The following is a 24013-nucleotide window of genomic DNA, read 5'->3' on the forward strand; positions in this document are numbered from 1 at the left end:
GTGCCGTAATTCCTTCCCGGTGCACAAACGGATCTGAGCAGGGGCGGGAATGGAGTTTGTCACGCAGGGTAGGCTTACCTAACTTTTGTCGCCTTTGCCCGGCCCAGGATCGTGAACGACAGCGCCGAGCACAGGAAGAGCCCGAGCATGACACATGCCATGGGCAGCGCGGAGCCGGATCCGGCAAGTCCGACCAGCGGGGCGGCGGCCGCGCCCAGCGCGAACTGCAGCACGCCGGTCAGCGCCGAGGCGCTGCCCGCGACCTGGGCGGGCTGGGAGCCGAGCGCCAGCGCGCCGGTGCCGGGCAGGGTCAGGCCCTGGCCGAGCATGATGACGAACAGGCCCGCCACCACTCCCCACAGGCCGAGCCCGGCCAGCGCGGCGGTCAGCAGCAGCACCGCGCCCGCCAGCGAGGTGGCCAGGCCGATGCGGACCAGCAGGACGGGCGGCACCCGTCCCGACAGCCGGCCGCCGACCTGCGCGGTGATGGTCAGCGCCAGGGCGTTGAGGCCGAAGATGAGCGAGTACTGCTGGGGCGTGGCGCCGTACACCTCCTGGAGGACGAACGGCGAGCCGGAGATGTAGCCGAACATCGCGCCGAACGCCAGGCCGCCGGTCAGGGCGAAGCCCATGAACGTACGGTCGCGCAGGAGCTGCCAGAACGTCCGCACGGTGTGCTTGAGGCCGCCGGCCTCGCGCTGTCCCGCCGGCAGGGTCTCGCGCACGCCGGCCAGCACGGCCACCAGCAGCACGACGCCCGCGAGGCTGAGCGCCACGAACACCCCGCGCCACGACGTGAACGCCAGCAGCTGCGCGCCCGCGATCGGGGCGAGGATCGGCGCGAGACCGCTGACCAGCATCAGCGTGGCGAAGATGCGGGCGATGGCGGCGCCGTCGTACAGGTCGCGCACGACCGCGCGCACGATGACCAGCGCGGCGCCGCCCAGCACGCCCTGCAGCAGCCGGAAGACGATGAGGGCCGGCACCGAGGTCGCGAACGCGCACAGCAGCGAGGCGGCCATGAACCCGGCGACGCCGATCATCAGCGGCACCCGCCGCCCGCGGACGTCGCTGAGCGGCCCGGCGACCACCTGGCCGACGGACACGCCGATGAGGCAGGCGGTCAAGGTGAGCTGCACCTGCGCGGGCGCGCTCAGCATCTCGGAGGTGATGGCGGGCAGGGCGGGGAGGTACATGTCGATGGACAGCGGGCCGATCGCCGACAGCGCGCCGAGGATCAGCAGCAGCAGTCCGCGGCGGCTCCTCCGCTCCTGCGGGACGGCCGTGCCTGCTGGACCTGCTGCGTTCTGTGCTGAACCCGGTGCTGCGGGTGTGGTGACGGACGGTGCTGCGGACGTGGCGGCTTCGGCCACGGACATGCGTGTTCCCCTCTCCCTCGTCGGCGCTGGCCCCACGAGGGCCGAGGTGTAGGAACGGTGTTCCGGTCCTCCTAATTCCCGGTTATCTGATATTTCCTGACTTTACGCAAGAGCCGCGCCCGGCGGCGCTCTCACCTGCGCGGCGAACCGCCCCGTGGAGTCCCTAAACTCGTGGCCATGGAATCCCGAGCCGCCGACCCGCTGCCAGGGCCGGTCCCACGGCAGCCGCCGGAGCCGGCCGTCGAGGTCGCCGGCCTGGTCAAACGCTACGGCGCCACCACGGCCGTCGACGGCCTCACCTTCCGGGCCGAACGCGGCGAGGTCACCGCCGTCCTCGGCCCCAACGGCGCGGGCAAGACGTCCACCGTGGAGATCTGCGAGGGGTTCCGCAGGGCCGACGGCGGCACGGTGAAGGTGCTCGGCCTCGCCCCGACGCGGCCCGAGCTGCGCGCCCGCGTCGGCATCATGCCGCAGGCCGGTGGCGTGCCGCCGGCCACGCGCTGCGCCGAGTGGCTGCGCCTGGTCGCCCGCTTCTACGCCCGTCCGCTCGATTCCGGCGCGCTGCTCGCGCGGCTGGGGCTGACCGAGCACGCCCGCACCCCGTTCCGGCGGCTGTCCGGCGGGCAGCAGCAGCGGCTGTCGCTGGCCGCGGCCGTCATCGGGCGTCCCGAGCTGGTCTTCCTCGACGAGCCGACGGCCGGCCTCGACCCGCAGGCCCGCCACGCGTGCTGGGACCTCGTCGCCGAGCTGCGCGGCTCGGGGGTGTCGGTGGTGCTCACCACCCACCACATGGACGAGGCCGAGCGGCTGGCCGACCACGTCGTCATCATCGACAGGGGCCGCGTGGTCGCCGAGGGCAGCCCGGCCTCGCTGACCGGGGCCGAGCGGCAGCTGCGGTTCAGGGCGCGGCCAGGGCTGGCGCTGGAAGAGCTGCTCAACGCGCTCCCCACGGGCAGCGCGGCCAAGGAGTCGCCGGCCGGCCACTACATCATCGAGGGCCTGGTCGGGCCCGAGCTGCTGGCAACCGTCACCGCCTGGTGCGCGGCCGAGGGCGTCACGGCCGACGACCTGCGCATCGAGCGGCGCACCCTCGAAGACGTCTTCCTCGAGCTGACCGGCAAGGAGCTGCGATGACCGCGCTCGACCTCACGCCCGCGCCCGGCGCGGCGCCGTTCCCGCGCATGGTGCTGGCGCAGGCCGGCGCGGAGATGCGGGCCACGCTGCGCAACGGCGAGCAGCTGCTGCTGACGCTCATCATCCCCGTGCTGCTGCTGACCGGCTTCTCGCTGGCGCCGCTGATCGACGTGGGGGGCGGCCGGCGGGTCGACTTCCTGGTGCCGGGGGTGCTGGCGCTGGCGGTCATGTCCACCGCCTTCACCGGGCAGGCCATCGCCACCGGCTTCGAGCGCCGCTACGGCGTGCTCAAGCGGCTGGGCGCGACGCCGCTGTCCAGGAGCGGGCTGATGCTGGCCAAGACCGCGGCCGTGGTGGGCGTCGAGCTGGTGCAGGCCGTGGTGATCGTGGCCGTGGGGCTGGCGCTGGGCTGGCGGCCGCACGGCTCGTTCCTGGGCGCGGCGCTGCTGATCGTGGCGGGCACGGCGGCCTTCAGCGGGCTGGGGCTGCTCATGGCCGGCACGCTGCGGGCCGAGGCCACGCTGGCCGCCGCCAACCTGGTCTACCTGGTGCTGCTGGGGGTGGGCGGGGTGATGTTCCCGCTGAGCGCGTTCCCCGAGGGGGTGCGGCCGGTGCTGGAGGCGCTGCCCATCGGGGCGCTGACCGGCGGCCTGCGCTCGGTGCTCGCCGACGGCGCCGCGCTCCCGCTCGTGCCGCTCGCCGTGCTCGCCGCGTGGGCGGTGCTGTCGCTGGCGCTGGTCTCGCGGACGTTCCGCTGGGAGTGACGCTCAGCCTCCCGGCCCGGCTCCCGGATCCGTGGCGGCGCGCAGGGCGCCGTAGCGGCGGCGGCTGAGCACGGCCACCGCCGTCAGCGGCACGGCGGCGGCCGCGGCCAGGCCGAACAGCAGCGCGTACCGTCCGTCCTCGGCGAGCGGGCCGGCCGCCCACGACGCGACCGCGCTGCCGACGAACAAGGCGCAGGCGAAGAACGCGATCGTGGTCCCTCTGGCCTCGGAGACGACCGAGGTGGCCCAGGTCTGCAGCGAGGAGTGCAGGAACGACCAGCCGCCGCCGAGCAGCAGCGCGGTGACGGCCACCAGCGGCACGTTGACGTGCACGCTCACCAGAGCGAACCCGAGGCACAGCTGCGCGCCGCCGACCAGCATGAGCACGGGTGCGGGCCAGCGTCCCGAGAGCGTCTTGACCAGGCGGGAGAAGCCCCAGAGGCCCAGCCCGTACGCGGTGATGGCGAGGCCCGCCACGGCGGCGGCCAGCCCGGTGTGCTGCAGCGCGGTGGCGAGGAACGGCATCGCGCCCAGCATGATGGCCCCTTCGGTGAACGCCAGCCCGAACACCAGCAGCGCCCACCGCTGCCCGAGCACCGCCCCCAGATGCCCGGCGACGCCCCTGCCCACTCCCGGGTGCGCGGGCGGCTCGGGCAGCGAGCGCAGCGCGAGGGCGCAGACCAGCGCGCACACCGCCGGTACGGTGAACGCCACCCGCCAGTCCACGAACCCCGCCACGACCCCGCCGAGCCCGGTGGCCAGCGCCGTGCCGAGCGCGGCGGCGGCCATGAGGTCGGTGAGCGCACGCTGGCGTACGGAGGGCGCGACGGTGTCCCCCACGTACGTCAGGCTCGTCGGGATGACCGCGCCGAAGCACGCGCCCGTGACGACCCTGGCCAGCACCAGCGCCCACAGCACCGGCATCAGCGCGGAGACCGCGCCCGCGGCTGCGGCGCCGGACAGCGCCCAGCGCATCACCCGCACCCGCCCGAACCGGTCGGACAGCAGGCCCCACAGCGGCTGGGTCAGCCCGTACGCCAGGTAGTAGCCGCTGGCGGCGGTGACGGAGGCCGACAGCGGGACGTCCAGGTCGGCGGCGATGAGCACGAGCATGGGGCTCACCGCGAACCGGTCGAAGCTGCTGACGAAGGAGGACACGGACAGGGCCAGCGGCGGCCGGGCGAGGTTCACCGGCGGAGTGGGGGCTTTCATCGATCCCTGGTGGTTTTGTCCGGAAATATGAGCCAAATGTCAGTCGTACCACCTCAGACCGGGAATGTCGCCTGACCTGGGTAAGCTCAGACGGTTGTCCCAGCACCACCGAGGAGTTCCGTGACCGACTTCGCCCTCGATGATCCGCTCGACCGCGGATCCCGCCTGAGCGGCGCCGGCAACCTGCTGCGCAGCGCCGCCGACTCGATCCCGCCCACGGGGCTCGTGCTGCTCGGCATCTTCTCGGTGCAGTTGGGCGCCGGATTCGCCAAGGAGCTGTTCGGGGTGCTGCCGCCGAGCGCGGTGGTGTTCCTGCGCATCGCGGCGGGGGCGCTCATCATGGGGGCGTTCGTCCGGCCCAGGCTGAGGGGGCTCTCCTGGCGTGACTGGGCGGTGGGCGCCGGGTTCGGCGTCACGCTCGCCCTCATGAACCTCGTCTTCTACGAGGCCCTCGCGCGGCTGCCGATGGGCATCGCGGTGGCGATCGAGTTCCTCGGGCCGCTCGGCGTCGCCGTGGCGGCCTCCCGGCGGCGCATCGACCTGCTGTGGGTCGGGCTGGCCGGTGCGGGCGTGGTGCTGCTGGCCCCGTGGGGCGAGTCCGACACGGTGAGCTGGCTCGGCATCGCGTTCGCGCTGATGGCGGGCGTGTTCTGGGCGGCGTACATCCTGCTGTCGGCCGCCGCCGGGCGGCGCTTCCCCGGGACGAGCGGGCTCGCGTTCGCGATGATCGTCTCGACCGTGGTGATCGCGCCCGTCGGCGTCACCACCGGCGGCGCCGACCTGCTGCAGCCCGAGCTGCTGCTCATCGGGCTCGGCGTGGGGCTGCTGTCGTCGGTGATCCCCTACTCGCTGGAGCTGCAGGCGCTGCGGCGGATGCCCAAGCACGTCTTCGGCATCCTCATGAGCATGGAGCCGGCCGCGGCGGCGCTGATCGGCGTGCTGGTGCTCGGCGAGATCCTGCACGTGCAGCAGTGGGCCGCGATCGTGTGCATCGTGGCCGCCAGCCTCGGCTCGACCAGGACGAGCAGGGCCCGGAGATAGTCACGAGGGTTCCGCCGCGCGCCCGTGGGATGGGGTCTCTCGGGCGCGCGGCGGTGGGCTCGGCTCGGTGGGCGGGGTGTGCCGAGCCCGGGAAGGTCAGCGGAGTGCGGGAGTCCGCTTGACCAGGCATGCGCCATCAGCGGATGCGGGGTGACCGCAGCCGTCATGGACGAGAATGGTGGGACCGCCGGCGTTCGCCGCTCTGGCGGCCCGCATCGAGATTACCCCCATCGGGGAGTGCTCGATCCGTGAATGTCGGAACTTGCGGTCAGTGCAGCGTTCTGTTCCCGGCTCAGTGTTCTGCCCAGATGCCGCGTACGTGGCCGATGTGCTCGGCCATCAGGTGCCCGACCGCCCTGCCGTCGCCGCTTTTGAGCGCGTCGAGCAGCTGCAGGTGCTCCCTGGCCGAGTCGGTCAGCGTGCCGCGCTCCGACAGCTGCGACAGGCCGTACAGCCTGGCCCTGTTGCGCAGGTCGCGGACCACCGACACCAGGTGCGTGTTGCCGCTCAGCGACAGCAGCTCGACGTGGAAGCGCAGGTCGGCGTCCACGTACGCGAGCAGGTCGCCACGCTCGCTGGCCGAGACGATCTCCTCGGCGATGGGCCGCAGCCGCTCGAACTCCTCCGCCCGCGAGCTGTCGGCCAGCCGCGAGACCGTCGGCACCTCGATGAGCTGGCGGATCTCGGTCAGCTCGTCGAGGTCGCGGTCGGACAGCTCGGTCACCCTGAAGCCCTTGTTGCGCACCGCCTCGACCAGCCCTTCCTTGGCCAGGTCGAGCATCGCCTCGCGGACGGGCGTCGCCGAGACGCCGAACTGGGCGGCCAGCACCGGCGCGGAGTAGACCACACCGGGGCGCATCTCACCCGTGATCAGCGCGGCCCGCAACGCGTGCGCCACCTGCTCGCGCAGGCTCTGGCGCTCTCCCACCATCGGCAGATCCAGCCGGTCGTCGGCGGTCATCCGCCCATCCCTTCTATGTCCACGCCTCGTAAGCGGCTGCCGCGACCACGAGGTCCTCCCACGCCATGCCGGTGCTCTTGAACACGCGCGGCCCCGGCCCCGCGACCACCCTTCCGGCGATCAGGTCGGCGAGGTTACCGGCGAGATGGCGAGAGGTGATCGTACCCCGGCCTATCGGCACGAGGAGGTCTCCCGCCTCTTCCAGGGCGGCCGCCCTCGCCTCGACGACCACGGTGGCGCGCGCGACCAGGTCGTCGTCGAGCTCGCGGGCGCCGGGCTCGTGGGAGCCGACGGCGACGACGGTGACACCGTCGCGGGCGAGCTTACCGGGGAACAGGGGGGTCCTGGCGGTGGTGCAGCACGCGACCAGATCAGCCCCGGCGACGGCCTCCGCTGCCGGGCCGGCGGCGGGGTCCGCGGGCGCGGCCGCGCGGTTGGTCAGGGCGCGGGCGGTGAGGCCCTGGGCGCGGCAGTGGGCGGCGAGCGCCTCGGCGCGGGCGGCGTCGCGGCCGACCACCGTGACCTCCTCGACGGGCCGCACCTCACGCAGGGCCGCGACGTGCCCGTACGCCTGCGGCCCGCTGCCGAACACCACCAGCCGCCGCGCCCCCTCCTCGGCCAGGTGCCGGACGGCCAGGGCCGAGACGGCGGGCGTGCGCAGCGAGGTCAGCGCGATCCCGTCCAGGGCGGCGAGCGGCGCCAGGGTGTCGCCGTCGAACAGCAGGTACGTCCCCTGGATCCGGGGCAGCCCGCGCTCCGGGTTCCCGGGGGCGATGCTGACGACCTTGACGCCCGCGTACCGCCGGGTGGCGGCGGGCATGAGCAGCAGCTGGCCCGCGGCCACGTCCACGACCGGCCGTCGCGGTGTCTCCTCCGGATCGAGCCCGGCCCGCAACGCCTCCTCCAGCACCGCCACGGCCCGCCCCATGGGCACCAGCCGCTCGACGGTGGCCGCGTCGAGATAGGGCAACCCGCCCGCCGGCGCGCTCATCGGAGCGTGAATCCGGTCGGGAACGGGTCGGCCGGGTCGAGCTCGAAGGTGTGCCGGCCCGTCCTGTAGGCCGTGCCGTCGATCTCCGCCACCACGCCGTCGCTGCTCGTGGCGCCCACGCGGGCGGTGAAGACGCTGCCCACGACGCTCTCGTGCACCAGCGTCGCGGTCCCGTCGGCGTCGTGCAGCAGCGCCATGCGGGCGGCCGTGCCGGAGCCGCAGGGCGAGCGGTCCACCTCGCCGTCGGCGAAGACGGTGACGTTGCGCTGGTGCCGTACGCCGTCCAGGTCGGGCAGGTCGGGCAGGTCCTCGTGGAAGATCACGCCGTACACGCCGGAGAGCCGCTCGTCGGACGGGTGCCGGGTGGCGGGGTGGCCGGCCAGCGCGGCCTTGATGCGGCGGGCGTGCTCGATGAGCGCGCCCAGGTGCCGGGGCTCGACGGTCAGTCCGAGGCCGGCGGCGGGCAGCGAGGCGTAGACGGCGCCCCCGTACGCGAGATCCACCAGCACGTCCCCGGCGGGCACGCCCCTGGCCAGGACGAAGGAGGGGACGTTGACGAAGGTGACGGCGTCGACGCGGCCGGCGGCGGTGCGTACGCGGGCGGTGACCCGCCCCGACGGCACGTCCACCACCACGTCGGTCACCCCGTCGGCCGGGGCCTCGACCAGCCCTTCGTGCACCGCGTACGCGCCCAGCGCGATCGTGCCGTGCCCGCACGCGGTGGAGAAGCCGTCCTTGTGCCAGAACAGCGCACCCAGCCGCGCGCCCGAATCGTCGGGCGGCACCAGGAAGCAGCCGTACATGTCGGCGTGACCGCGCGGCTCGTTGCACAGCAGCCGCCGCACGTCGTCGAACTCGGCCATCGCGGTGGTGCGCCGGTCGAGCACCCCGGACCCGGCGATCTCGGGCACCCCGCCGGTGACGATGCGGAACGGCTCACCGCCCGTGTGGTAGTCGACGGTCGTGATCATCGCGGCGTCCTCACAGCTCGAAACCGGCGGGGAACGGGTCGCGAGGGTCGAGGAAGTATTGGGCGGTGCCGGTGATCCAGGCCCGCCCCGTGATCGAGGGCAGGATCGCGGGCCGCCCGCCCACCTCGGTCTCCTCCAGCACCCGGCCGATGAACCGGGTGCCGATGAACGACTCGTTCACGAACTCCTTCCCGGTCTCCAGCTCGCCGCGTGCGTGCAGCTGCGCCATGCGCGCGCTGGTGCCGGTGCCGCACGGCGAGCGGTCGAACCAGCCGGGGTGGATGGCCATGGCGTGCCGGGAACGCGTGGCGTCGGAGCCCGGCGCGGCGAAGTAGACGTGGTGGCAGCCGCGGATGCGGTCGTCCTCGCGGTGCACCGGCTCGTCGGCAGCGTTGATCGCCTCCATGGTGGCCAGGCCGGCGGCGATGATCTCGTTCTTGGCGGCGCGGTCGAACGGCAGGCCGTAGTGGTCGAGGTTGACGATGGCGTAGAAGTTGCCGCCGTACGCCAGGTCGTACGGGATCTCCCCGAACCCCGGCACGCTCACCTTGGCGTCCAGCCGGTCGCAGTAGGACGGCACGTTGCGCAGCGTCACCGACATGGCCATGCCGTCCTCGACCTCGACGTCCACCTCGACCAGCCCGGCGGGCACCTCGAGACGTACGGTGGTGACCGGCTCGACGACCTCCACCATGCCGGTCTCGACCAGCACGGTCGCCACCCCGATGGTGCCGTGGCCGCACATCGGCAGCAGCCCCGACACCTCGATGAACAGCACCCCGAAGTCCGCGTCCGGTCTGGTCGGCGGCTGCAGGATGGCGCCGCTCATGGCCGAGTGGCCGCGCGGCTCGGTCATCAGCAGGGTGCGGATGTGGTCGAGGTTGTCGCGGAAGTGGACGCGCCGCTCGGCCATGCTCGCGCCGGGGATGACGCCGATGCCGCCGGTGATGACGCGGGTCGGCATGCCCTCGGTGTGGGAGTCGACGGCGTGGAAAACGCGCTTTGTCCTCATCGCAGCCCTTCTGCCAGTGCCTTCTCGGTCGCCGCCCGCACGATAGCGGCCTGCTCGTCGGTGAGCGGCTGCCTGGGCGGCCTGCACCGGCCGCCGTGCCGGCCCGCCAGGTCCATCGACAGCTTGATGGCCTGCACGAACTCGGTCTTGGAATCCCAGCGCAGCAGCGGGTGCAGGCTGCGGTAGAGGGGCAGCGCCGTCTCCAGGTCGCCCGCCACCGCCGCCCGGTAGAGCGCGGCGCTCGACTCGGGCAGCGCGTTCGGGTAGCCGGCGATCCACCCCTTCGCGCCCGCGAGGGCCAGCTCGAGCAGCACGTCGTCGGAGCCGATCAGCAGGTCCAGCTCGGGGGCCAGCTCGGCGATCTCGTACGCGCGCCGCACGTCCCCCGTGAACTCCTTGATCGCCACGATGAACCCCGCCTCGTGCAGCCTGGCGAGCAGCGCGGGGGTCAGGTCGACCTTGGTGTCGTACGGGTTGTTGTAGGCCACGACCGGGATGCCCACCTCGGCGACCTGCGCGTAGTGCTCCATGACGGCCCGCTCGTCGGCCCGGTAGGTGTTGGGCGGCAGCAGCAGCACCGAGCCGCAGCCGGCGTCGGCCGCCTGCTCCGCCCAGCGGCGCGACTCGGCCGCGCCGTACGCGCCGACCCCGGCCATCACCCGCGCGCCGCCCACGGTCTCGACGGCGGTCTCGATCACCTTGGCCCGCTCGTCGTGGGTGAGGGTCTGGTATTCGCCGAGCGAGCCGTTCGGCACGACGCCGTCGCAGCCGTGCTCGACCAGCCAGGCGCAGTGCTCGGCGTAGCGGCCGTAGTCGACCGACAGGTCGTCGCGCAGGGGCAGCGCGGTGGCGACCATGATGCCGTGCCAGGGCTTGCTGCGGTTGTCCATCGGGGCAGTCCTCCAGAGGTCAGTGAGCGGGGCGCTCGTCGGGGTCGGTGGTGAGCTCGGCCAGCGCGCCCAGCGTCACCGGCTGGGCGATCGGGCGGCGCGGCGGCTGCGGCGGCTCCCCGGCCAGGCAGGAGACGGCGTAGCCGCAGATGCGGCCCTGGCACCAGCCCATGCCGGGGCGGGCCAGGAGCTTGACGGCGCGGGCGTCGGTGGCGCCCAGCTCCTGCGCCTCGCGTACGCGCGCCAGCGGCACCTCCTCGCACCGGCACACGAGCGTGTCGTCACGCAACCAGGTGCGCCACCCCGCCTTGACCGGGTACGCCTCCTGCAACGCCACCCCGAACCCCCGCCCCCGCTCCCGCCGCCGCAGCAGCACCGCGGGAACACCGTCGCTCCCAGCGCCCGCCCCTACGGCGGCGCGGCCTGCGGTGGTGGGGCTGTTTGCGGTGGTGGGGCTGTTTGCGGTGGTGGGGCTGTTTGCGGTGGTGGCGCCGCCGGGGGCGGTGGTGCGGCCGGCGGCGGTGGCGATGGCGTGCCCGGCGATGCGGCCCTCCAGCTCGGCGGGCCGCCATCCGGCCACGCCGGTGGGCTCGCCGGCCGCCCAGACGCCGGGGACGCTGGTGCGCAGGGCGACGTCCACGTCGAGCACGGGGCTGCCGTCCACGTCGTTCCTGGTCGCGCAGCCGAGCTGGGTGCCGAGCTCGATCTGCGGCACGAACCCGTAGCCCACGGCCACCGTGTCGCACTCGACGACGCGGGTGGCCAGCACGTTCCAATCGGCGTCGAGCCTGGCCACGGTGACGGCCTGGACCTCACGCTCGCCGTGCGCGGCCACGACCGCCTGTCTGGTCCGGTACGGCACCCGATGCCGGGCCAGCGCGGCGGCGTACCCGGCGGCCTCCCCCGCCTTGCCCAGGGCCCGCAGAGGATGCCTGGCCAGCCCGAGCCCGCCGTTGGCCTCGTGCACACCGAGCACCCGCGCCCCGGCCGCGGCCAGCCCGGCCGCGACCGGCAACAGGAACGGCCCGGTACCGGACACCACGATCCGCCGCCCCGCGACGACCCCGGCCCCCTTGAGCAGCGCCTGCGCGCCTCCGGCGGTGAGCACCCCGGGCAGATCCCACCCGGGGAACGGCAACGGCCGATCATGCGCACCGGTCGCGATCAGCAACCGCCGGGCACGCACCTCGACGACCCGCTCCCCATCCGTGCGCAGCTCAGGTGGGCGCTCCTCGCTCGTCCGCTCCCTCACCGTGCGGTCCCCGTCCGGCCGCCGCCCGGCCGTGCCGCGCGTCGCGCAGTGCACGAGGAACTCGCCGTCGGGTTCGTGGGAGACGTTCCAGACCTGGTGGCGCAGCAGCACGTCGGCGCGCGCCTCCAGGTCCCGCGCCTGGCGCAGGAAACGGGCGAGGTCGGGCGAGACCTTCCCGCCGGTGCGCCCATCGCCGTCAGAGGCCCTCGCGCCGGTCCGCCCGCCGGTCCGCCCGCCGGTCCGCCCGCCGCCAGGCGCGGCGCTGCCGGCTTCCTCGGTGGCAGTGTGGCGGAAGTACTGGCCGCCGAGTCGGAGGCCGGAGTCCAGCAGAGCCACACGGAGGCCGGCCAGGGCCGCTGTGAGGGCTCCTGCCACCCCGGCGGGGCCGCCGCCGATCACCACGAGGTCGTATGTCCCACCCTCGGGACCCCTGCCGCCGATCACGGTGCCGTCGGTCGATGGCGTGCTCATGCCGTCGTCACCTCGTCCCCGGGAGCCGCCTCCAGGAGGCAGGCGCGCTCGGGCGCGCGGCCGTTCACCGAGATGAGGCAGTCGAAGCAGACGCCGATGCCGCAGAACAGCCCGCGTGGCCGCCCGCCGAAGCGGGTGCTGCGCCACGACCGCACCCCGGCCGCGTGCAGGGCCGCGCCGATGGTCTGGCCGGGCACGACCGGCACCTGCCGGCCGTCCACGGTGATGTGGAAGGTCATGCGGCCTCCTCTGCGAAGCGGTCGGGGCGGAAGGGGAGCAGGTCGAGCGCGGGCGGCTCGCCGGTGAGCAACTGGGCGAGCAGGGCCCCGGTGGCGGGCGCGAGCCCGATGCCGGCACCCTCGTGCCCGCAGGCGTGGTAGAGCCCTGGTACGCGCGGATCGGCGCCGATGACGGGCAGGTGGTCCGGGCAGTACGGCCGGAACCCGCAGTAGGACCTGATGGCCCGGATCCCGCCCAGCGCGGGGAACAGCTCGACCGCCTGCCGGGCGAGCCGGGCGAGCACGGGCACGGAGGTGGTGCGGTCGAACCCGACGCGTTCCCTGCTGGCCCCGATGAGCACGGTCCCGGCGGGGGTGCCCTCGATGACGGCCGAGGTCTCCAGGCCGGCGTTGTCGCTGGCGACGTTGGTGACGTAGGCGGCGGTGTAGACCTTGTGCCTGATGAGCGGCTCGCTGAGCGGCTCGGTGACGAGGATGAAGCCGCGCCGCGGCAGGATCGGCAGCTCGACCCCGGCCAGCGCGGCGACCTCGCCGCCCCAGGTGCCCGCCGCGTTGACGACGGCGCCGCCGAGCACGTCGCCCTGGGTGGTGCGCACACCGGTGAGCCGGTCGCCGGAGCGCAGGAACCCGGTGACGCGGGCGCCGAGCCGCAGCCGCAGCGTCCCCTTACCGAAGCTGTCGGCGCCGTGCCTGAGCAGGGTGGCGGCCGCGAGCATGGGCTGGACCTGGGCGTCCTGCGGGTAGAAGACCCCGCCGGCCAGCCCGTCCGCGAGGTGCGGCTCGTAGTCGCGCAGCCCGGTCGCCGGGACGAGGCGGTGCTCCACGCCCTGCTGCCCGGCCAGGTCGGTGAGCGCGACCATGACCTTCTCGGTCTCGGCGACGACGAGCCCGCCCTTGGGCTCGAACTCGAACCCGCCGTGGCCGGCCAGCTCGCGCCACAGCCGGTTGGACAGCACCGCCAGCTCCAGCTCGGGCCCCGGCTCCTTGTCGGAGACCAGCACGTTGCCCTCGCCCGAGCCGGTCGTGCCGCCGGCCACGGGCCCGCGGTCGATCACGGTCACGTCGAGTCCCGCGCGCGCGGCGTAATAGGCGCAGGCCGCGCCCACGACTCCGGCGCCGACGACGATCACGTCGGACATCACCACCTCCTTCCAGTAATATGTCACATACCTTGAGGGCTTGAGAAGCCCGTACCAGCGGGTCCGGTGGCCGATGGCGGGACCGCCCGGTCCGGCCCCTACCATCGATGACGTGAAGCTACCCGCCGACAGCACCCACCCCTTCGTCCGGCTCCTGCGCTCGTTCTGGGTCCCGACCGAACGGTCCATGCGGGCATGGGCGCTGGCGTCCGTGGTGGTCAACGCCGGCATCACGGTCACCGGGGCGGGCGTGCGCGTGACCGCCTCCGGGCTGGGCTGCCCGACCTGGCCGCGGTGCACGCCCGACAGCTTCGTCCCCGTGCTGCATCCCGAGGTCGATCCGCTCAACATGGCGGTGGAGTTCGGCAACCGGCTGCTGACGTTCCTGGTGCTGGCCGTGGGCGTGGCGTGCGTGCTCGCGGCGCTGCGGATGGCGCCCCGGCGCACCTCCCTCGTCCGGCTGGCCTGGCTGCAGCCGGTCGGCATCGTCGCCCAGGCGCTGTGGGGCGGGCTGGTGGTCAACACCATGCTCAACCCGTTCACGGTCGGCATGCACTACCTGATCTCCAGCGGCCTCATCGCGGTCTGCTGGCTGCTCTACGCGCGCTCCGGCGAGGGCGACGCCCCCGTGCGGCGCATCACCCACCGCGACATCAGGCGGCTCGGCCACGTGCTGCTGGCCGCCGTGTTCGTGCTGCTGGTGGTGGGCGTCGGGGTCAGCGGCACCGGCCCGCACTCGGGCGACGCGCTGGCCTCCCGCTTCGACTTCGACATCGAGGCCATCGCCCGCTTCCACGCCGACATCGCCTACGCCGTGGTCGGGCTGACGTTCGCGCTGCTGTTCGCCCTCCACGTGACCAACGCGCCGCGTCCGGCCCGGCGGGCCGCGCTCGCCCTGTTCGGGGTGGAGCTGCTGCAGGGCGTGATCGGCTACACGCAGTGGTTCCTCGCCGTGCCGGCGATGCTGGTGCTGCTGCACGTCCTCGGCTCGACCCTGGTGTGGATCGCCGCGCTGCGGGTCGTCACCTCGCTGCGGTCTCGCGACCGCGAGCCCGCCCCCGTGAGCCCCTCCCCCACCGAAACGGCCGCCGCCCTCTGATCGGATATGCCAGGGTTTGAGGGGTGATGTCCGCCACTCCCCCGGCTCCGAAGGGGTGCGATTTGCTGGGAAAAGTCCGCCTCTCCCGTAAGGCGCTCCGCCGCACGTACCAAGGGCTGGTGCTGGCCAGCGTGCTGGCCTTGGCCCCCATGACGTGGGCCTGGCTGAGCAGCTACGGGCATCGGACCACGGTGGAAGACACGGTGGAAGACACGACGGAGGACACGACGGAGGACACGGCGGAGGACACGGCCGGGGACCAGGGCTGGCAGGCGCGGGTGCCGGCCGCGCAGGCCGCGCTCGTGCTGGGCGCCGGCCTGTACGACGGCGTCCACCCCAGCCCGATGCTGGCCCGCAGGCTCGACATCGCCGCCGACCTCTACCGGACCGGCAAGGTGCGCGCCCTGCTGCTGTCGGGCGACAACAGCCGCGCGGACTACGACGAGCCGACGGCGATGCGCGACTACCTGCGCGCCAAGGGCGTGCCCGACGCCGTGATGGTGCTCGACTACGCCGGGTTCGACACGTGGGACTCGTGCGTGCGGGCCCGCCGCGTCTTCGGCGCCGAGCAGGTCACCGTGGTGACCCAGGAGTTCCACCTCCCCCGCGCGGTGACGTTGTGCAGGGCGGCGGGGCTGGAGGCGTTCGGCGTGGGCGACGACTCGGCCGGGCGCTACGCCGCCACCACCTACGCCGGCGCCGCCCGCGAGCTGTTCGCCGCCGGCAAGGCGTTCGCCGACGCCGTGATCCTGCGCTCCGACCCCGTCTTCCCGGGGCCGCGCGAGATCTCGCTCACGCGGATCCTGGCCGAATCACCAGCCGGTCAGGTGGGGGCGCCGGGAGCGTAGCCGGGCGGGGGTGAGCCCCGCGCCGCCGAGCGCGCGTGGATCGACGGCACGGGGAAGTCGGCCCTGGCCGTGCTCATGCACTCCAGCAGCGCCCGCTGCTCCTCGTGGAAGGTGTGCTCGTCGACCATGTGGCGGGCCGCCCGCTCGTGCAACAGCCCCAGCTCGGTGGCGGCGAGCTGGTAGTCGCGCATGGCGCGCACGCCGGTCTTGCCGCCGTGGGCGCGCGCCCACTGCCGGGCCTGGCGGCGCCGCGAGAAGGCCGAGAGCATGTAGATGTCGGCCTGGGTGACGAGCTTGGTCGGCTCGTACGGCGGCAGGTAGCGCTGGATGAGCGCCACGATGCGCCGCCGGTCCCTGAACACCACGCCGATGAGCACCACCAGCACGACCAGCAGCGCCAGGTAGGCCACCACGAGCCCGGGGAACCCGCCGTAGGAGGCCAGGCCGTTCCACAGCCCGTGGAGGATCATCGCGCCGGTCCAGCCGGCCAGCACGTACGTGGTGCGCTCAGGCCCGCTGCGCTGCGCCGCGTACGCCACCGCGACCCCGATCATCGAGCTGAACAGCGGGTGGGCCAGCGGCGACAGCACCCCGCGCAGCACCACCGTGACGGCCAGCCCCTTGACGCCCGAGGTGGACAGGGCGCCGAGGTAGTAGCTGACGTTCTCGCTCATGGCGAAGCCGAGGCCGACCATGCTGGCGTAGATGACGCCGTCGGTGGGCCCGTCCAGCTCGGCCCTGCGGAAGCGCAGCAGGCCGAGCAGCACCAGCCCCTTCATCGTCTCCTCCACGACCGGGGCGCCGAACGTGGCCGCGATGTTGCGGGCGCTCGCCTCCGACAGCTTGGCGGTGTCGATGATGTAGTGCAGGTTGAGCGAGTTGATCACACCGGCGACGAGCACCGCGATGCCCGCGCCCCAGGCGAAGGCGAAGATGAGGTTGCTGCGCGGCTCTGGCTCCATGCGGTCGAGCGCCAGCACCGCGGCGAGCAGCAGCGGCACCGGCGCGAGCGCGAGTGCGAGGGCGATGAAGAACTGCACCGGCGCGCCGTTGATCACGTCGAAGGAGAACGAGACGAGGGCGCAGATGCCGGTGACGACCAGCCCGATGATCAACGCGAACGACGGGCGGTCCTTCAACACCCAGCGTGGATCACGGGTCGCCATAGGGTGACTTTAACGGATCAGAGTGCCGGGGTCCGTGCGGGTCCGCGCAGTGCCGGTCGAGCCCCGGCACCCCGTGATCGACCTGCAGCGTCGTGTGACCGATCGCGAACCGCTCGTGCAGCAGGTCCGCGAGCCGGGTGCGCACCTGGTGGCAGTCGGAGCCGCGGGCCACGATCACGTGGGCCGACAGCGTCGGATAGCCACTCGTCACCGTCCAGACATGCAGGTCGTGCACCTCCTCCACGTCGGCGTCCGCGGCGAGCAGGCGGCCGATCTCGTCGGGGTCGAGGTCGCTGGGCGCCGCCTGGAGCAGCACGCGGCCGGAGTCGCGCAGCAGCCCCCAGCCGGCCTTGAGCATGAGCGCCGCCACCACGAGCGCGGCGATGGCGTCGGCCTGGCGGAAGCCGGTCAGCCAGACCACGAGGCCGGAGACGGCGGTGGCGACGAAGGCGTACATGTCGTTGAGCACGTGCTGGAAGGCGCCCTCGACGTTCAGGCTGCGCCGGTTCGCCTTCGACAGCAGCAGGGCGGCGCCCGCGTTGACCGCGATCCCGGCCACCGCGGTGACCAGCACGATCGGGCCGTGCACGTCGGGCGGCTCCAGGATGCGGTGCACGCCCTCGTACACGAAGTACGCCACGAGCAGCAGCAGCGTCACGCCGTTGATCTGGGCCGAGAGGATCTCGGCGCGCTTGTAGCCGAAGGTGTAGGCGCCCTTGGGCGGGCGGGCGGCGATGCGCATGGCGATCAGCGCGAGCGCGATCGCGCTGGCGTCGGTCAGCATGTGGGCGGCGTCGGAGATCAGCGCGATCGAGTTGGCGACCACGCCGGCGACCACCTCGGCCACCATGAAGGTGAGGATGAGCGCGAGCGCGCCCCACAGGTAGCGCTTGTCGGCTTCCTGGCTCAGGGCATGCCCGTGCCCATGACCATGCCCGTGCCCCCCGCTCATCCCGTCTCCTTCAGATGCTCCCGGCTCAGGTCGAGCAGCATGCGGACGTGGGCGTCGGCCAGCCGGTAGTAGATCGTCCTGCCGGCCCTGCGGCTGGCCACGATCCCGGCCGTGCGCAGCAGGCGCAGCGCGTGGGAGACGGCGGTGTCGGTCACCTCGACGGCGTCCGCCAGGTCGCACACGCACAGCTCGCCCGCCTCCAGCAGCGCGTACAGCAGCCTGGCCCTGGTGGGGTCGCCGAGCAGGCGGAACAGCTCGGCCAGCCGGGTGGCCTCCTCAGGGGTCACGAGCCGGTCGCGGGTGGCCGCGACCCTGGCGGCGTCGGCCTCCGGCACGGCGCATCCGTCCAGGCTGGTGACAACATCTGAAGAGGTGTTCATATGTGCATGATACGAACGTGAAAAAGCCCGGCGCAATGGCCGGGCCGGAAAAGTCAGGACAAGAGGGGGTCGATCGCCACGGCGAGGAACAGCAGCGCCAGGTAGGCGTTCGACCAGTGGAAGAAGCGCATCGGCCGCAGCTGCACGCCCGTCTTGCCGGCGTTGAGCCTGGCCAGCAGGCGGTGCACCTCCCACAGGCACACCGCTCCCAGCACGGCCGCCACCACCGGGTAGAACAGCGTGGTGCCCGCCACCGGCCACAGCGCCAGCGAGCACAGCACGGTCGCCCAGGTGTAGGCGATGGACTCCAGCACCACCCGCCGCTCGGTGGCCACCACCGGCAGCATCGGCACCTTCGCCGCCGCGTAGTCCTCCTTGTAGCGCATGGCCAGCGTCCACGTGTGCGGCGGCGTCCAGAAGAACACCACCCCGAACAGCACCAGCGGCGCCCAGTCGAGCCGCTCGGTGATGCCGGCCCAGCCGATCATCACCGGCATGCAGCCCGCGATGCCGCCCCACACGATGTTCTGGGCCGTGCGGCGCTTGAGGATCATCGAGTAGACCAGCACGTAGAACAGGATCGCGCCGAGCGACAGCAGCGCGGCCAGCCAGTTGGTGGTCAGCCACAGCCCCAGCGTGGACGCCACACCCAGCGCGATGCCGAAGATCAGCGCGTTGCGCGGCGACACCTGGTGCCTGGCCAGCGGCCGCCTGCGGGTGCGCCGCATCTTCTGGTCGATGTCGCGATCCACGTAGCAGTTGAGCGCGTTGGCGCTGCCCGCCGATAGGGTGCCGAACACCATGACCGAGATCGACGTCCACAGCGGCGGCAGGCCGCCTGCCGCGAGGAACATCACCGGCAGTGTCGTGATCAGCAGCAGCTCGATGATCCGCGGCTTGGTGAGAGCGATGTAGGCCTTGACGGTCATGCCGATCGAGCGCGGCGCCTCCACCTGCGGAGAGGGGGCCGTCGCCTGCCTGTTGGTCAGCACCGTCAAGGCGCTTCCAGCCTGTCGGAAGTCAACGCGTAACCTCTGATTAGAGCGGATCCATGGGCGGGCGCCGGAACGCCCCTGCGAACAAACAAACTGTAGTCGCAGGGTGAGCCGGTCCGGCCAATGGGGGGCTTGAGCCGTACATGGACACGCGAGGGTGGAATGGGAATCGATCGCCCCGCCGCCTCGGTTAGTGTCCGGTGTAGGCGCGGGCCACGCGATCTCGCGGCCGATCGTGCGGGCCGCGGGCGGGACAAGCCACAACCAATGACAACTAGATTCCGGAGATCGAGCACTTGAGCACCGAACTCGTGCCAGCCCTTGAATGGACCGACCTCGACAAGAAGGCGGTCGACGTCGTCCGGGCACTGGCGATGGACGCAGTGGAGAAGGCGGGCTCGGGTCACCCCGGCACCGCCATGAGCCTGGCCCCCGCCGCCTACCTGTTGTTCCAGCACGTCATGCGGCATGACCCGACCGATCCTTCGTGGATCGGGCGTGACCGCTTCGTGCTGTCGTGCGGCCACACCAGCCTGACGCTCTACATCCAGCTCTACCTGTCGGGCTACGGCCTCACGCTGGACGACCTGAGGCGGCTGCGCCAGTGGGACAGCCTGACCCCCGGCCACCCCGAGCACGGACACACCGCGGGCGTCGAGACCACGACGGGCCCGCTCGGCCAGGGCCTCGGCAACGCGGTCGGCATGGCGATGGCGGCCCGCCGCGAGCGCGGCCTGTTCGACCCCGACGCCGCGCCCGGCACCTCGCCGTTCGACCACCACATCTGGTGCATCGTCAGCGACGGCGACATCGAGGAGGGCATCAGCCACGAGGCCAGCGCGATCGCCGGCCACCAGAAGCTGGGCAACCTCGTGGTCGTCTACGACGACAACCACATCTCCATCGAGGACGACACCCAGATCGCCAAGTCCGAGGACGTCGTGGCCCGCTACGAGGCCTACGGCTGGCACACCGAGAGCGTCGACTGGACCGCGACCGGCGACTACGTCGAGGACGTCCAGGCGCTCTACGAGGCGCTCCAGGCGGCCAAGGCCGAGACCGACCGCCCGTCGTTCATCCGGCTGCGCACGATCATCGGCTGGCCCGCGCCCAACAAGCAGAACACCGGCAAGATCCACGGCTCCGCCCTGGGCGAGGCCGAGGTCGCCGCCACCAAGGAAGTGCTCGGCATGGACCCGAGCAAGAGCTTCGACGTGCCGGCCGAGGTGCTGGAGCACGCCCGCGGCATCGCCCGGCGTGGCCGCGCCGAGCACGCCGACTGGGACAAGCGCTACAGCGAGTGGCGTCTGGCCGACCCCGAGCGGGCCGCCGAGCTCGACCGCATCTCCCACCGCGAGCTGCCGGCCGGCTGGGCCACCGCGCTGCCGTCGTTCGACAAGGGCGCCTCGATCGCCACCCGCAAGGCCTCCGGCGAGGTGCTCAACGCGCTCGCGCCGGTGCTGCCCGAGCTGTGGGGCGGCTCGGCCGACCTGGCAGAGTCCAACAACACCACGATGAAGGGCGAGCCGTCCTTCATCCCGGAGGAACACCAGACCAAGGAGTTCCCCGGTAACCGCTACGGCCGCACGCTGCACTTCGGCATCCGCGAGCACGCCATGGGCGCCATTCTCAACGGCATCGCGCTGCACGGCGGCACCCGCCCCTACGGCGGCACGTTCCTGGTCTTCTCCGACTACATGCGGCCGTCGGTGCGCCTGGCCGCGCTGATGAAGCTGCCGGTCACCTACGTGTGGACGCACGACTCCATCGGCCTCGGCGAGGACGGCCCCACCCACCAGCCGATCGAGCACCTGTGGGCGCTGCGCGCGATCCCCGGCCTCGACGTGGTCCGGCCCGCCGACGCCAACGAGACGGCCTACGCCTGGAAGGCCGTGCTCGAGCACACCGACCGGCCCGCCGCGCTGGCGCTGACCCGCCAGAACCTCCCGGTCTACGAGGGCACCAGCGCCGACGGCGTGGCCCGCGGCGGCTACGTGCTGCGCGAGGCGTCCGACGGCCAGCCGAAGGTCATCCTCATCGCCACGGGCAGCGAGGTGCAGCTCGCCGTCGAGGGCCGCGAACTCCTGGAGTCGCAGGGCATCCCGACGCGGGTGGTCTCGATGCCGTGTGTCGAATGGTTCAAGGGGCAGGATTCCGCATATAGGCAGACGGTTCTGCCCTCGTCGATCCGGGCTCGGGTCGCGGTCGAGGCGGGCATCGCGCTCGGCTGGCACGAGTACGTCGGCGAGTGCGGCGAGGTGGTCAGCCTCGAACACTTCGGTGCTTCGGCCCCGTACAGGACTCTGTACGAGCAGTTCGGGCTGACGGCGGAGCGCGTGGCGGCCGCGGCGAGGGCGAGCCTGGCCAAGCTGGGTCAGGACAAGGGCGAGACGACGGGAAACTGAAGAAGAGATGAGCGAGATCCTCAACAAGCTGTCCGGCCAGGGCGTGGCCATCTGGCTCGACGACATCAGCCGTGAGCGGCTGCGCACCGGCAACCTCGAAGAGCTGATCCGCGTCAAGAACGTCGTCGGGGTGACGTCCAACCCGACGATCTTCGCCAACGCGCTCAGCAAGGGCGACGCCTACGACGCCCAGCTGCACGACCTCGCGGTCCGCGGCGTCGACGTCGGGGAGGCCGTGCGCGCCATCACCACCTACGACATCCGCTGGGCCGCCGACGTGCTGCGCCCGGTCTACGACTCCAGCGGCGGCGTGGACGGCCGCGTTTCGCTGGAGGTCGACCCGCGCCTGGCGCGCGACTCCGAGAAGACGATCGCCGAGGCCAGGGCGCTGTGGTGGCTGGTCGACCGGCCCAACCTGATGATCAAGATCCCGGCCACGGTGGAGGGTCTGCCCGCGATCACGCAGGCGCTGTCGGAGGGCATCAGCGTCAACGTCACGCTGATCTTCTCCCTCGAGCGTTACCGCGCGGTCATGGACGCCTGGCTCGCCGGCCTGGAGGCCGCGCAGGCCAAGGGGCTCAACCTGGCCACGATCGAGTCGGTGGCCTCGTTCTTCGTCAGCCGCGTCGACACCGAGATCGACAAGCGGCTCGACAAGGTGGGCAAGCCGGAGCTGAAGGGCAAGGCGGGCGTGGCCAACGCGCGCCTGGCGTACGCGGCGTTCGAGGACGTGATGAACTCCGAGCGCTGGCAGCGCCTGCGTGAGGCGGGCGCGCGGCCGCAGCGGCCGCTGTGGGCCTCGACCGGCGTCAAGAACCCCGAGTACTCCGACACCCTCTACGTCGACCAGCTCGTCGCGCCCGGCACCGTCAACACGATGCCGGAGAAGACGCTCGACGCCACGGCCGACCACGCCGCCGTCTCGGGCGACACCGTGCGCCCGTTCTACGAGCAGGCCTGGAACACCATGGCCGCGCTCAAGGACGCCGGCATCGACTACGACGACGTCGTGAAGGTGCTGGAGGACGAGGGCGTGGAGAAGTTCGCGGCGTCCTGGAACGAGCTGCTCGAGAGCGTCACCAAGAACCTGGTTCCGTGATGGAGGTCTCCTACCGCGAGGAGGGGGTGGCATCCGCCGCCTCCTCCGTCGCGGGGCGCCTCGTCGCCGACGGCGTGCCCGCGCGGCTCGCCGGCGGCGACCCCACGTTGTGGGGTGAGGACGCCGAGGCGGAGGCGGCGGCCCGGCTCGGCTGGCTGTCGCTGCCCCGCCACTCCCGCGAGCTGCTGCCCGTGCTGGGCGAGCTCGCGGGCCGGGCCCGCGCCGCGGGCCTGACGAACGTGGTGCTGGCCGGCATGGGCGGCTCGTCGCTGGCGGCGCAGGTCATCTGCGACACCGCCGACGTGCCGCTCACCGTGCTCGACACGACCGACCCGGGCCAGGTCCGCAGGGCCCTGGCCGAGGGCCTTTCCGCCACGGTCGTGGTGGTGGCGGGGCGCAGCGGCTCGACGGTCGAGACCGACAGCCTGCTGCGCGTCTATGAGCAGCACTTCGCCGACGCGGGGCTCGACCCGGCCGGCCACATCGTGATCGTCACCGCTCCCGGCTCGCCACTCGAACGGCGGGCCGTGTCGGCCGGCTACCAGCTCGTGCCCGCCGCCCTCAGCGTGGGCGGCCGCTACTCGGCGCTGTCGGCGTTCGGGCTGGTGCCCGCCGCGCTGGCGGGGGCCGACGTGGAGCGGCTGCTGGACGACGCCGACGAGGTGTCGCCGCTGCTGTCGCGCGACACCGGCAACCCCGGCCTCGACCTGGGCGCCGCGCTCGCCGGCGCGGCGCTGGCCGGCCGCGACAAGCTGGTGCTCGAAGACCAGCTGACGGCCATCAACGGCCTGCCCGACTGGATCGAGGAGCTGGTCGCGGAGTCCACCGGCAAGCAGGGCAGGGGGATCCTGCCGGTGGTGGGCGCCGACCCCAACGGCACCCGCGACGAGCTGGTCGTCGCCATCGACTCCGACGTCGGCGACGTGCGGGTGGACGGGCCGCTGGGCGCGCAGTTCCTGGTCTGGGAGTACGCGACCGCCCTCGCCTGCTCGGTGCTGGGCGTCAACCCGTTCGACGAGCCCAACGTGGCCGAGTCGGCCGCGGGCGCCGACGCGCTGCTGGCCCTGCCCGACCTGCCGACCGGCGCGCCGTCGTTCGTGGACGGCCCGGTCGAGGCGTACGGCGCGGCGACGGCGAAGGATCTGCCCGGCCTGTTCGCCGAGCTGCTGCACGCGATCCCGGGCGACGGCTACCTCGCGATCACCGCCTACCTCGACCGGCTGGCCGCCTTCGACGCCCCGGTGCCCGACGGCGCCGACTTCGAGCAGATGACCGACGCCTGGATGATGGCCGACCCGCTGACCCTGCGCACCCTGCTCGCGCTGCGCACCGACCGGCCGGTGACGTTCGGGTGGGGGCCGCGCTACCTGCACTCGACCGGGCAATACCACAAGGGCGGGCCACAGAACGGCGTGTTTCTGCAGATCACGGGGGCAGTGGAGGAAGACGTCGCCGTTCCCGGCCGGCCCTACACGCTGGGCCGGCTCCAGCTCGCGCAGGCGCTGGGCGACCTGGGGGCCCTGGAGACCCGCGGGCGTCCCGCCGTACGCCTGCATCTGACCGACCGCGCGGCGGGAGTCGCGCGTTTGCTCGCAGCCGCACAGGAGGCTTGA

General features: G+C 72.8%; 22 protein-coding genes. 8 read left to right on the plus strand and 14 right to left on the minus strand.

The genetic code is table 11. From position 1 onward, the window contains the following. Positions 1–74: 74 nt before the first annotated feature. Positions 75–1379, minus strand: a complete 1305-nt coding sequence (locus AB0K28_RS40925) for a multidrug effflux MFS transporter (RefSeq protein ID WP_345386102.1) — start codon at positions 1377–1379, stop codon at positions 75–77. Positions 1380–1556: 177 nt separating this feature from the next. Between AB0K28_RS40925 and AB0K28_RS40930 the strand changes: the two genes are divergently transcribed. Then, complete coding sequence (locus AB0K28_RS40930) at positions 1557–2513, plus strand: ABC transporter ATP-binding protein (protein WP_364381041.1); 957 nt, start codon at positions 1557–1559, stop codon at positions 2511–2513. Continuing rightward, positions 2510–3277 carry an ABC transporter permease gene (locus AB0K28_RS40935; protein WP_364381044.1) on the plus strand — a complete coding sequence of 256 codons (768 nt, stop codon included), beginning with the start codon at positions 2510–2512 and terminating at the stop codon, positions 3275–3277. Before AB0K28_RS40930 ends, AB0K28_RS40935 begins: the two co-directional genes overlap by 4 nt. 3 nt (positions 3278–3280) lie before the next feature. On the opposite strand, the gene AB0K28_RS40940 is transcribed toward AB0K28_RS40935, so the two are convergent. Beyond that, positions 3281–4489 (minus strand): MFS transporter, encoded by a 1209-nt coding sequence (locus AB0K28_RS40940; RefSeq protein WP_364381047.1) that lies wholly within the window; start codon positions 4487–4489, stop codon positions 3281–3283. A 120-nt stretch (positions 4490–4609) separates the two neighbouring features. Here AB0K28_RS40940 and AB0K28_RS40945 point away from each other — a divergent pair, with 120 nt between their 5' ends. Beyond that, positions 4610–5530, plus strand: a complete 921-nt coding sequence (locus AB0K28_RS40945) for a DMT family transporter (RefSeq protein ID WP_364381050.1) — start codon at positions 4610–4612, stop codon at positions 5528–5530. A 292-nt stretch (positions 5531–5822) separates the two neighbouring features. Here AB0K28_RS40945 and AB0K28_RS40950 read toward each other — a convergent pair whose 3' ends face one another. From AB0K28_RS40950 to AB0K28_RS40985, 8 genes are read right to left on the minus strand one after another with little or no spacing between them, the layout of a single operon-like run. Continuing rightward, positions 5823–6491 (minus strand): GntR family transcriptional regulator, encoded by a 669-nt coding sequence (locus AB0K28_RS40950; protein WP_364381053.1) that lies wholly within the window; start codon positions 6489–6491, stop codon positions 5823–5825. Positions 6492–6504: 13 nt separating this feature from the next. Next, complete coding sequence (locus tag AB0K28_RS40955) at positions 6505–7482, minus strand: ornithine cyclodeaminase family protein (RefSeq protein ID WP_364381056.1); 978 nt, start codon at positions 7480–7482, stop codon at positions 6505–6507. Continuing rightward, positions 7479–8453 carry a proline racemase family protein gene (locus AB0K28_RS40960; protein ID WP_345386115.1) on the minus strand — a complete coding sequence of 325 codons (975 nt, stop codon included), beginning with the start codon at positions 8451–8453 and terminating at the stop codon, positions 7479–7481. Before AB0K28_RS40960 ends, AB0K28_RS40955 begins: the two co-directional genes overlap by 4 nt. Before the next feature lie 10 nt (positions 8454–8463). Continuing rightward, positions 8464–9465: a proline racemase family protein gene (locus tag AB0K28_RS40965; protein WP_345409239.1), complete on the minus strand. Its 1002-nt coding sequence runs from the start codon at positions 9463–9465 to the stop codon at positions 8464–8466. Next, positions 9462–10355, minus strand: coding sequence for a dihydrodipicolinate synthase family protein (locus AB0K28_RS40970; protein WP_364381059.1), 894 nt, complete (start codon positions 10353–10355; stop codon positions 9462–9464). Before AB0K28_RS40970 ends, AB0K28_RS40965 begins: the two co-directional genes overlap by 4 nt. A 19-nt stretch (positions 10356–10374) precedes the next feature. Next, complete coding sequence (locus AB0K28_RS40975) at positions 10375–12078, minus strand: FAD-dependent oxidoreductase (RefSeq protein ID WP_364381062.1); 1704 nt, start codon at positions 12076–12078, stop codon at positions 10375–10377. After that, entirely contained in the window at positions 12075–12317 is a 243-nt protein-coding gene (locus AB0K28_RS40980; RefSeq protein WP_345386119.1) for a (2Fe-2S)-binding protein, read from the minus strand. The genes AB0K28_RS40975 and AB0K28_RS40980 overlap by 4 nt, the downstream gene beginning before the upstream one ends. Then, a complete protein-coding gene (locus tag AB0K28_RS40985; protein ID WP_364381065.1) occupies positions 12314–13687 on the minus strand; it encodes an FAD-binding oxidoreductase in 1374 nt (457 codons plus the stop codon). Before AB0K28_RS40985 ends, AB0K28_RS40980 begins: the two co-directional genes overlap by 4 nt. Between AB0K28_RS40985 and AB0K28_RS40990 the strand changes: the two genes are divergently transcribed. Further along, positions 13569–14555, plus strand: a complete 987-nt coding sequence (locus AB0K28_RS40990) for a COX15/CtaA family protein (RefSeq protein WP_345386124.1) — start codon at positions 13569–13571, stop codon at positions 14553–14555. The two genes, AB0K28_RS40985 and AB0K28_RS40990, sit on opposite strands and share 119 nt — an antisense overlap. A 62-nt stretch (positions 14556–14617) precedes the next feature. Continuing rightward, on the plus strand, positions 14618–15403 hold the full coding sequence (locus AB0K28_RS40995) for an ElyC/SanA/YdcF family protein (protein ID WP_364381068.1): 786 nt from the start codon (positions 14618–14620) through the stop codon (positions 15401–15403). On the opposite strand, the gene AB0K28_RS41000 is transcribed toward AB0K28_RS40995, so the two are convergent. The 4 genes from AB0K28_RS41000 to AB0K28_RS41015 are packed head-to-tail and all read right to left on the minus strand — an operon-like array spanning position 15379 to position 18899. Next, entirely contained in the window at positions 15379–16569 is a 1191-nt protein-coding gene (locus tag AB0K28_RS41000; RefSeq protein WP_364381071.1) for a PrsW family intramembrane metalloprotease, read from the minus strand. The genes AB0K28_RS40995 and AB0K28_RS41000 overlap by 25 nt on opposite strands. Continuing rightward, positions 16556–17521 carry a cation diffusion facilitator family transporter gene (locus AB0K28_RS41005; protein WP_345386131.1) on the minus strand — a complete coding sequence of 322 codons (966 nt, stop codon included), beginning with the start codon at positions 17519–17521 and terminating at the stop codon, positions 16556–16558. Before AB0K28_RS41005 ends, AB0K28_RS41000 begins: the two co-directional genes overlap by 14 nt. After that, positions 17518–17901, minus strand: coding sequence for a metalloregulator ArsR/SmtB family transcription factor (locus tag AB0K28_RS41010; protein ID WP_345386133.1), 384 nt, complete (start codon positions 17899–17901; stop codon positions 17518–17520). Before AB0K28_RS41010 ends, AB0K28_RS41005 begins: the two co-directional genes overlap by 4 nt. Positions 17902–17954: 53 nt before the next feature. Next, positions 17955–18899 carry a heme o synthase gene (locus AB0K28_RS41015; RefSeq protein WP_364381074.1) on the minus strand — a complete coding sequence of 315 codons (945 nt, stop codon included), beginning with the start codon at positions 18897–18899 and terminating at the stop codon, positions 17955–17957. Between the two features lie 308 nt (positions 18900–19207). Here AB0K28_RS41015 and tkt point away from each other — a divergent pair, with 308 nt between their 5' ends. From tkt to AB0K28_RS41030, 3 genes are read left to right on the plus strand one after another with little or no spacing between them, the layout of a single operon-like run. Beyond that, positions 19208–21301: a transketolase gene (gene tkt, locus AB0K28_RS41020; protein ID WP_364381077.1), complete on the plus strand. Its 2094-nt coding sequence runs from the start codon at positions 19208–19210 to the stop codon at positions 21299–21301. Between the two features lie 7 nt (positions 21302–21308). Beyond that, positions 21309–22400 (plus strand): transaldolase, encoded by a 1092-nt coding sequence (gene tal, locus AB0K28_RS41025; RefSeq protein ID WP_345386137.1) that lies wholly within the window; start codon positions 21309–21311, stop codon positions 22398–22400. Continuing rightward, the gene (locus tag AB0K28_RS41030; RefSeq protein WP_364381185.1) at positions 22400–24013 is read left to right on the plus strand and encodes a glucose-6-phosphate isomerase; all 1614 of its coding nucleotides are present in this window, start codon (positions 22400–22402) and stop codon (positions 24011–24013) included. The genes tal and AB0K28_RS41030 overlap by 1 nt, the downstream gene beginning before the upstream one ends.

It is taken from the genome of Nonomuraea sp. NPDC049504 (assembly GCF_040676845.1).
GTDB lineage: Bacteria > Actinomycetota > Actinomycetes > Streptosporangiales > Streptosporangiaceae > Nonomuraea > Nonomuraea salmonea.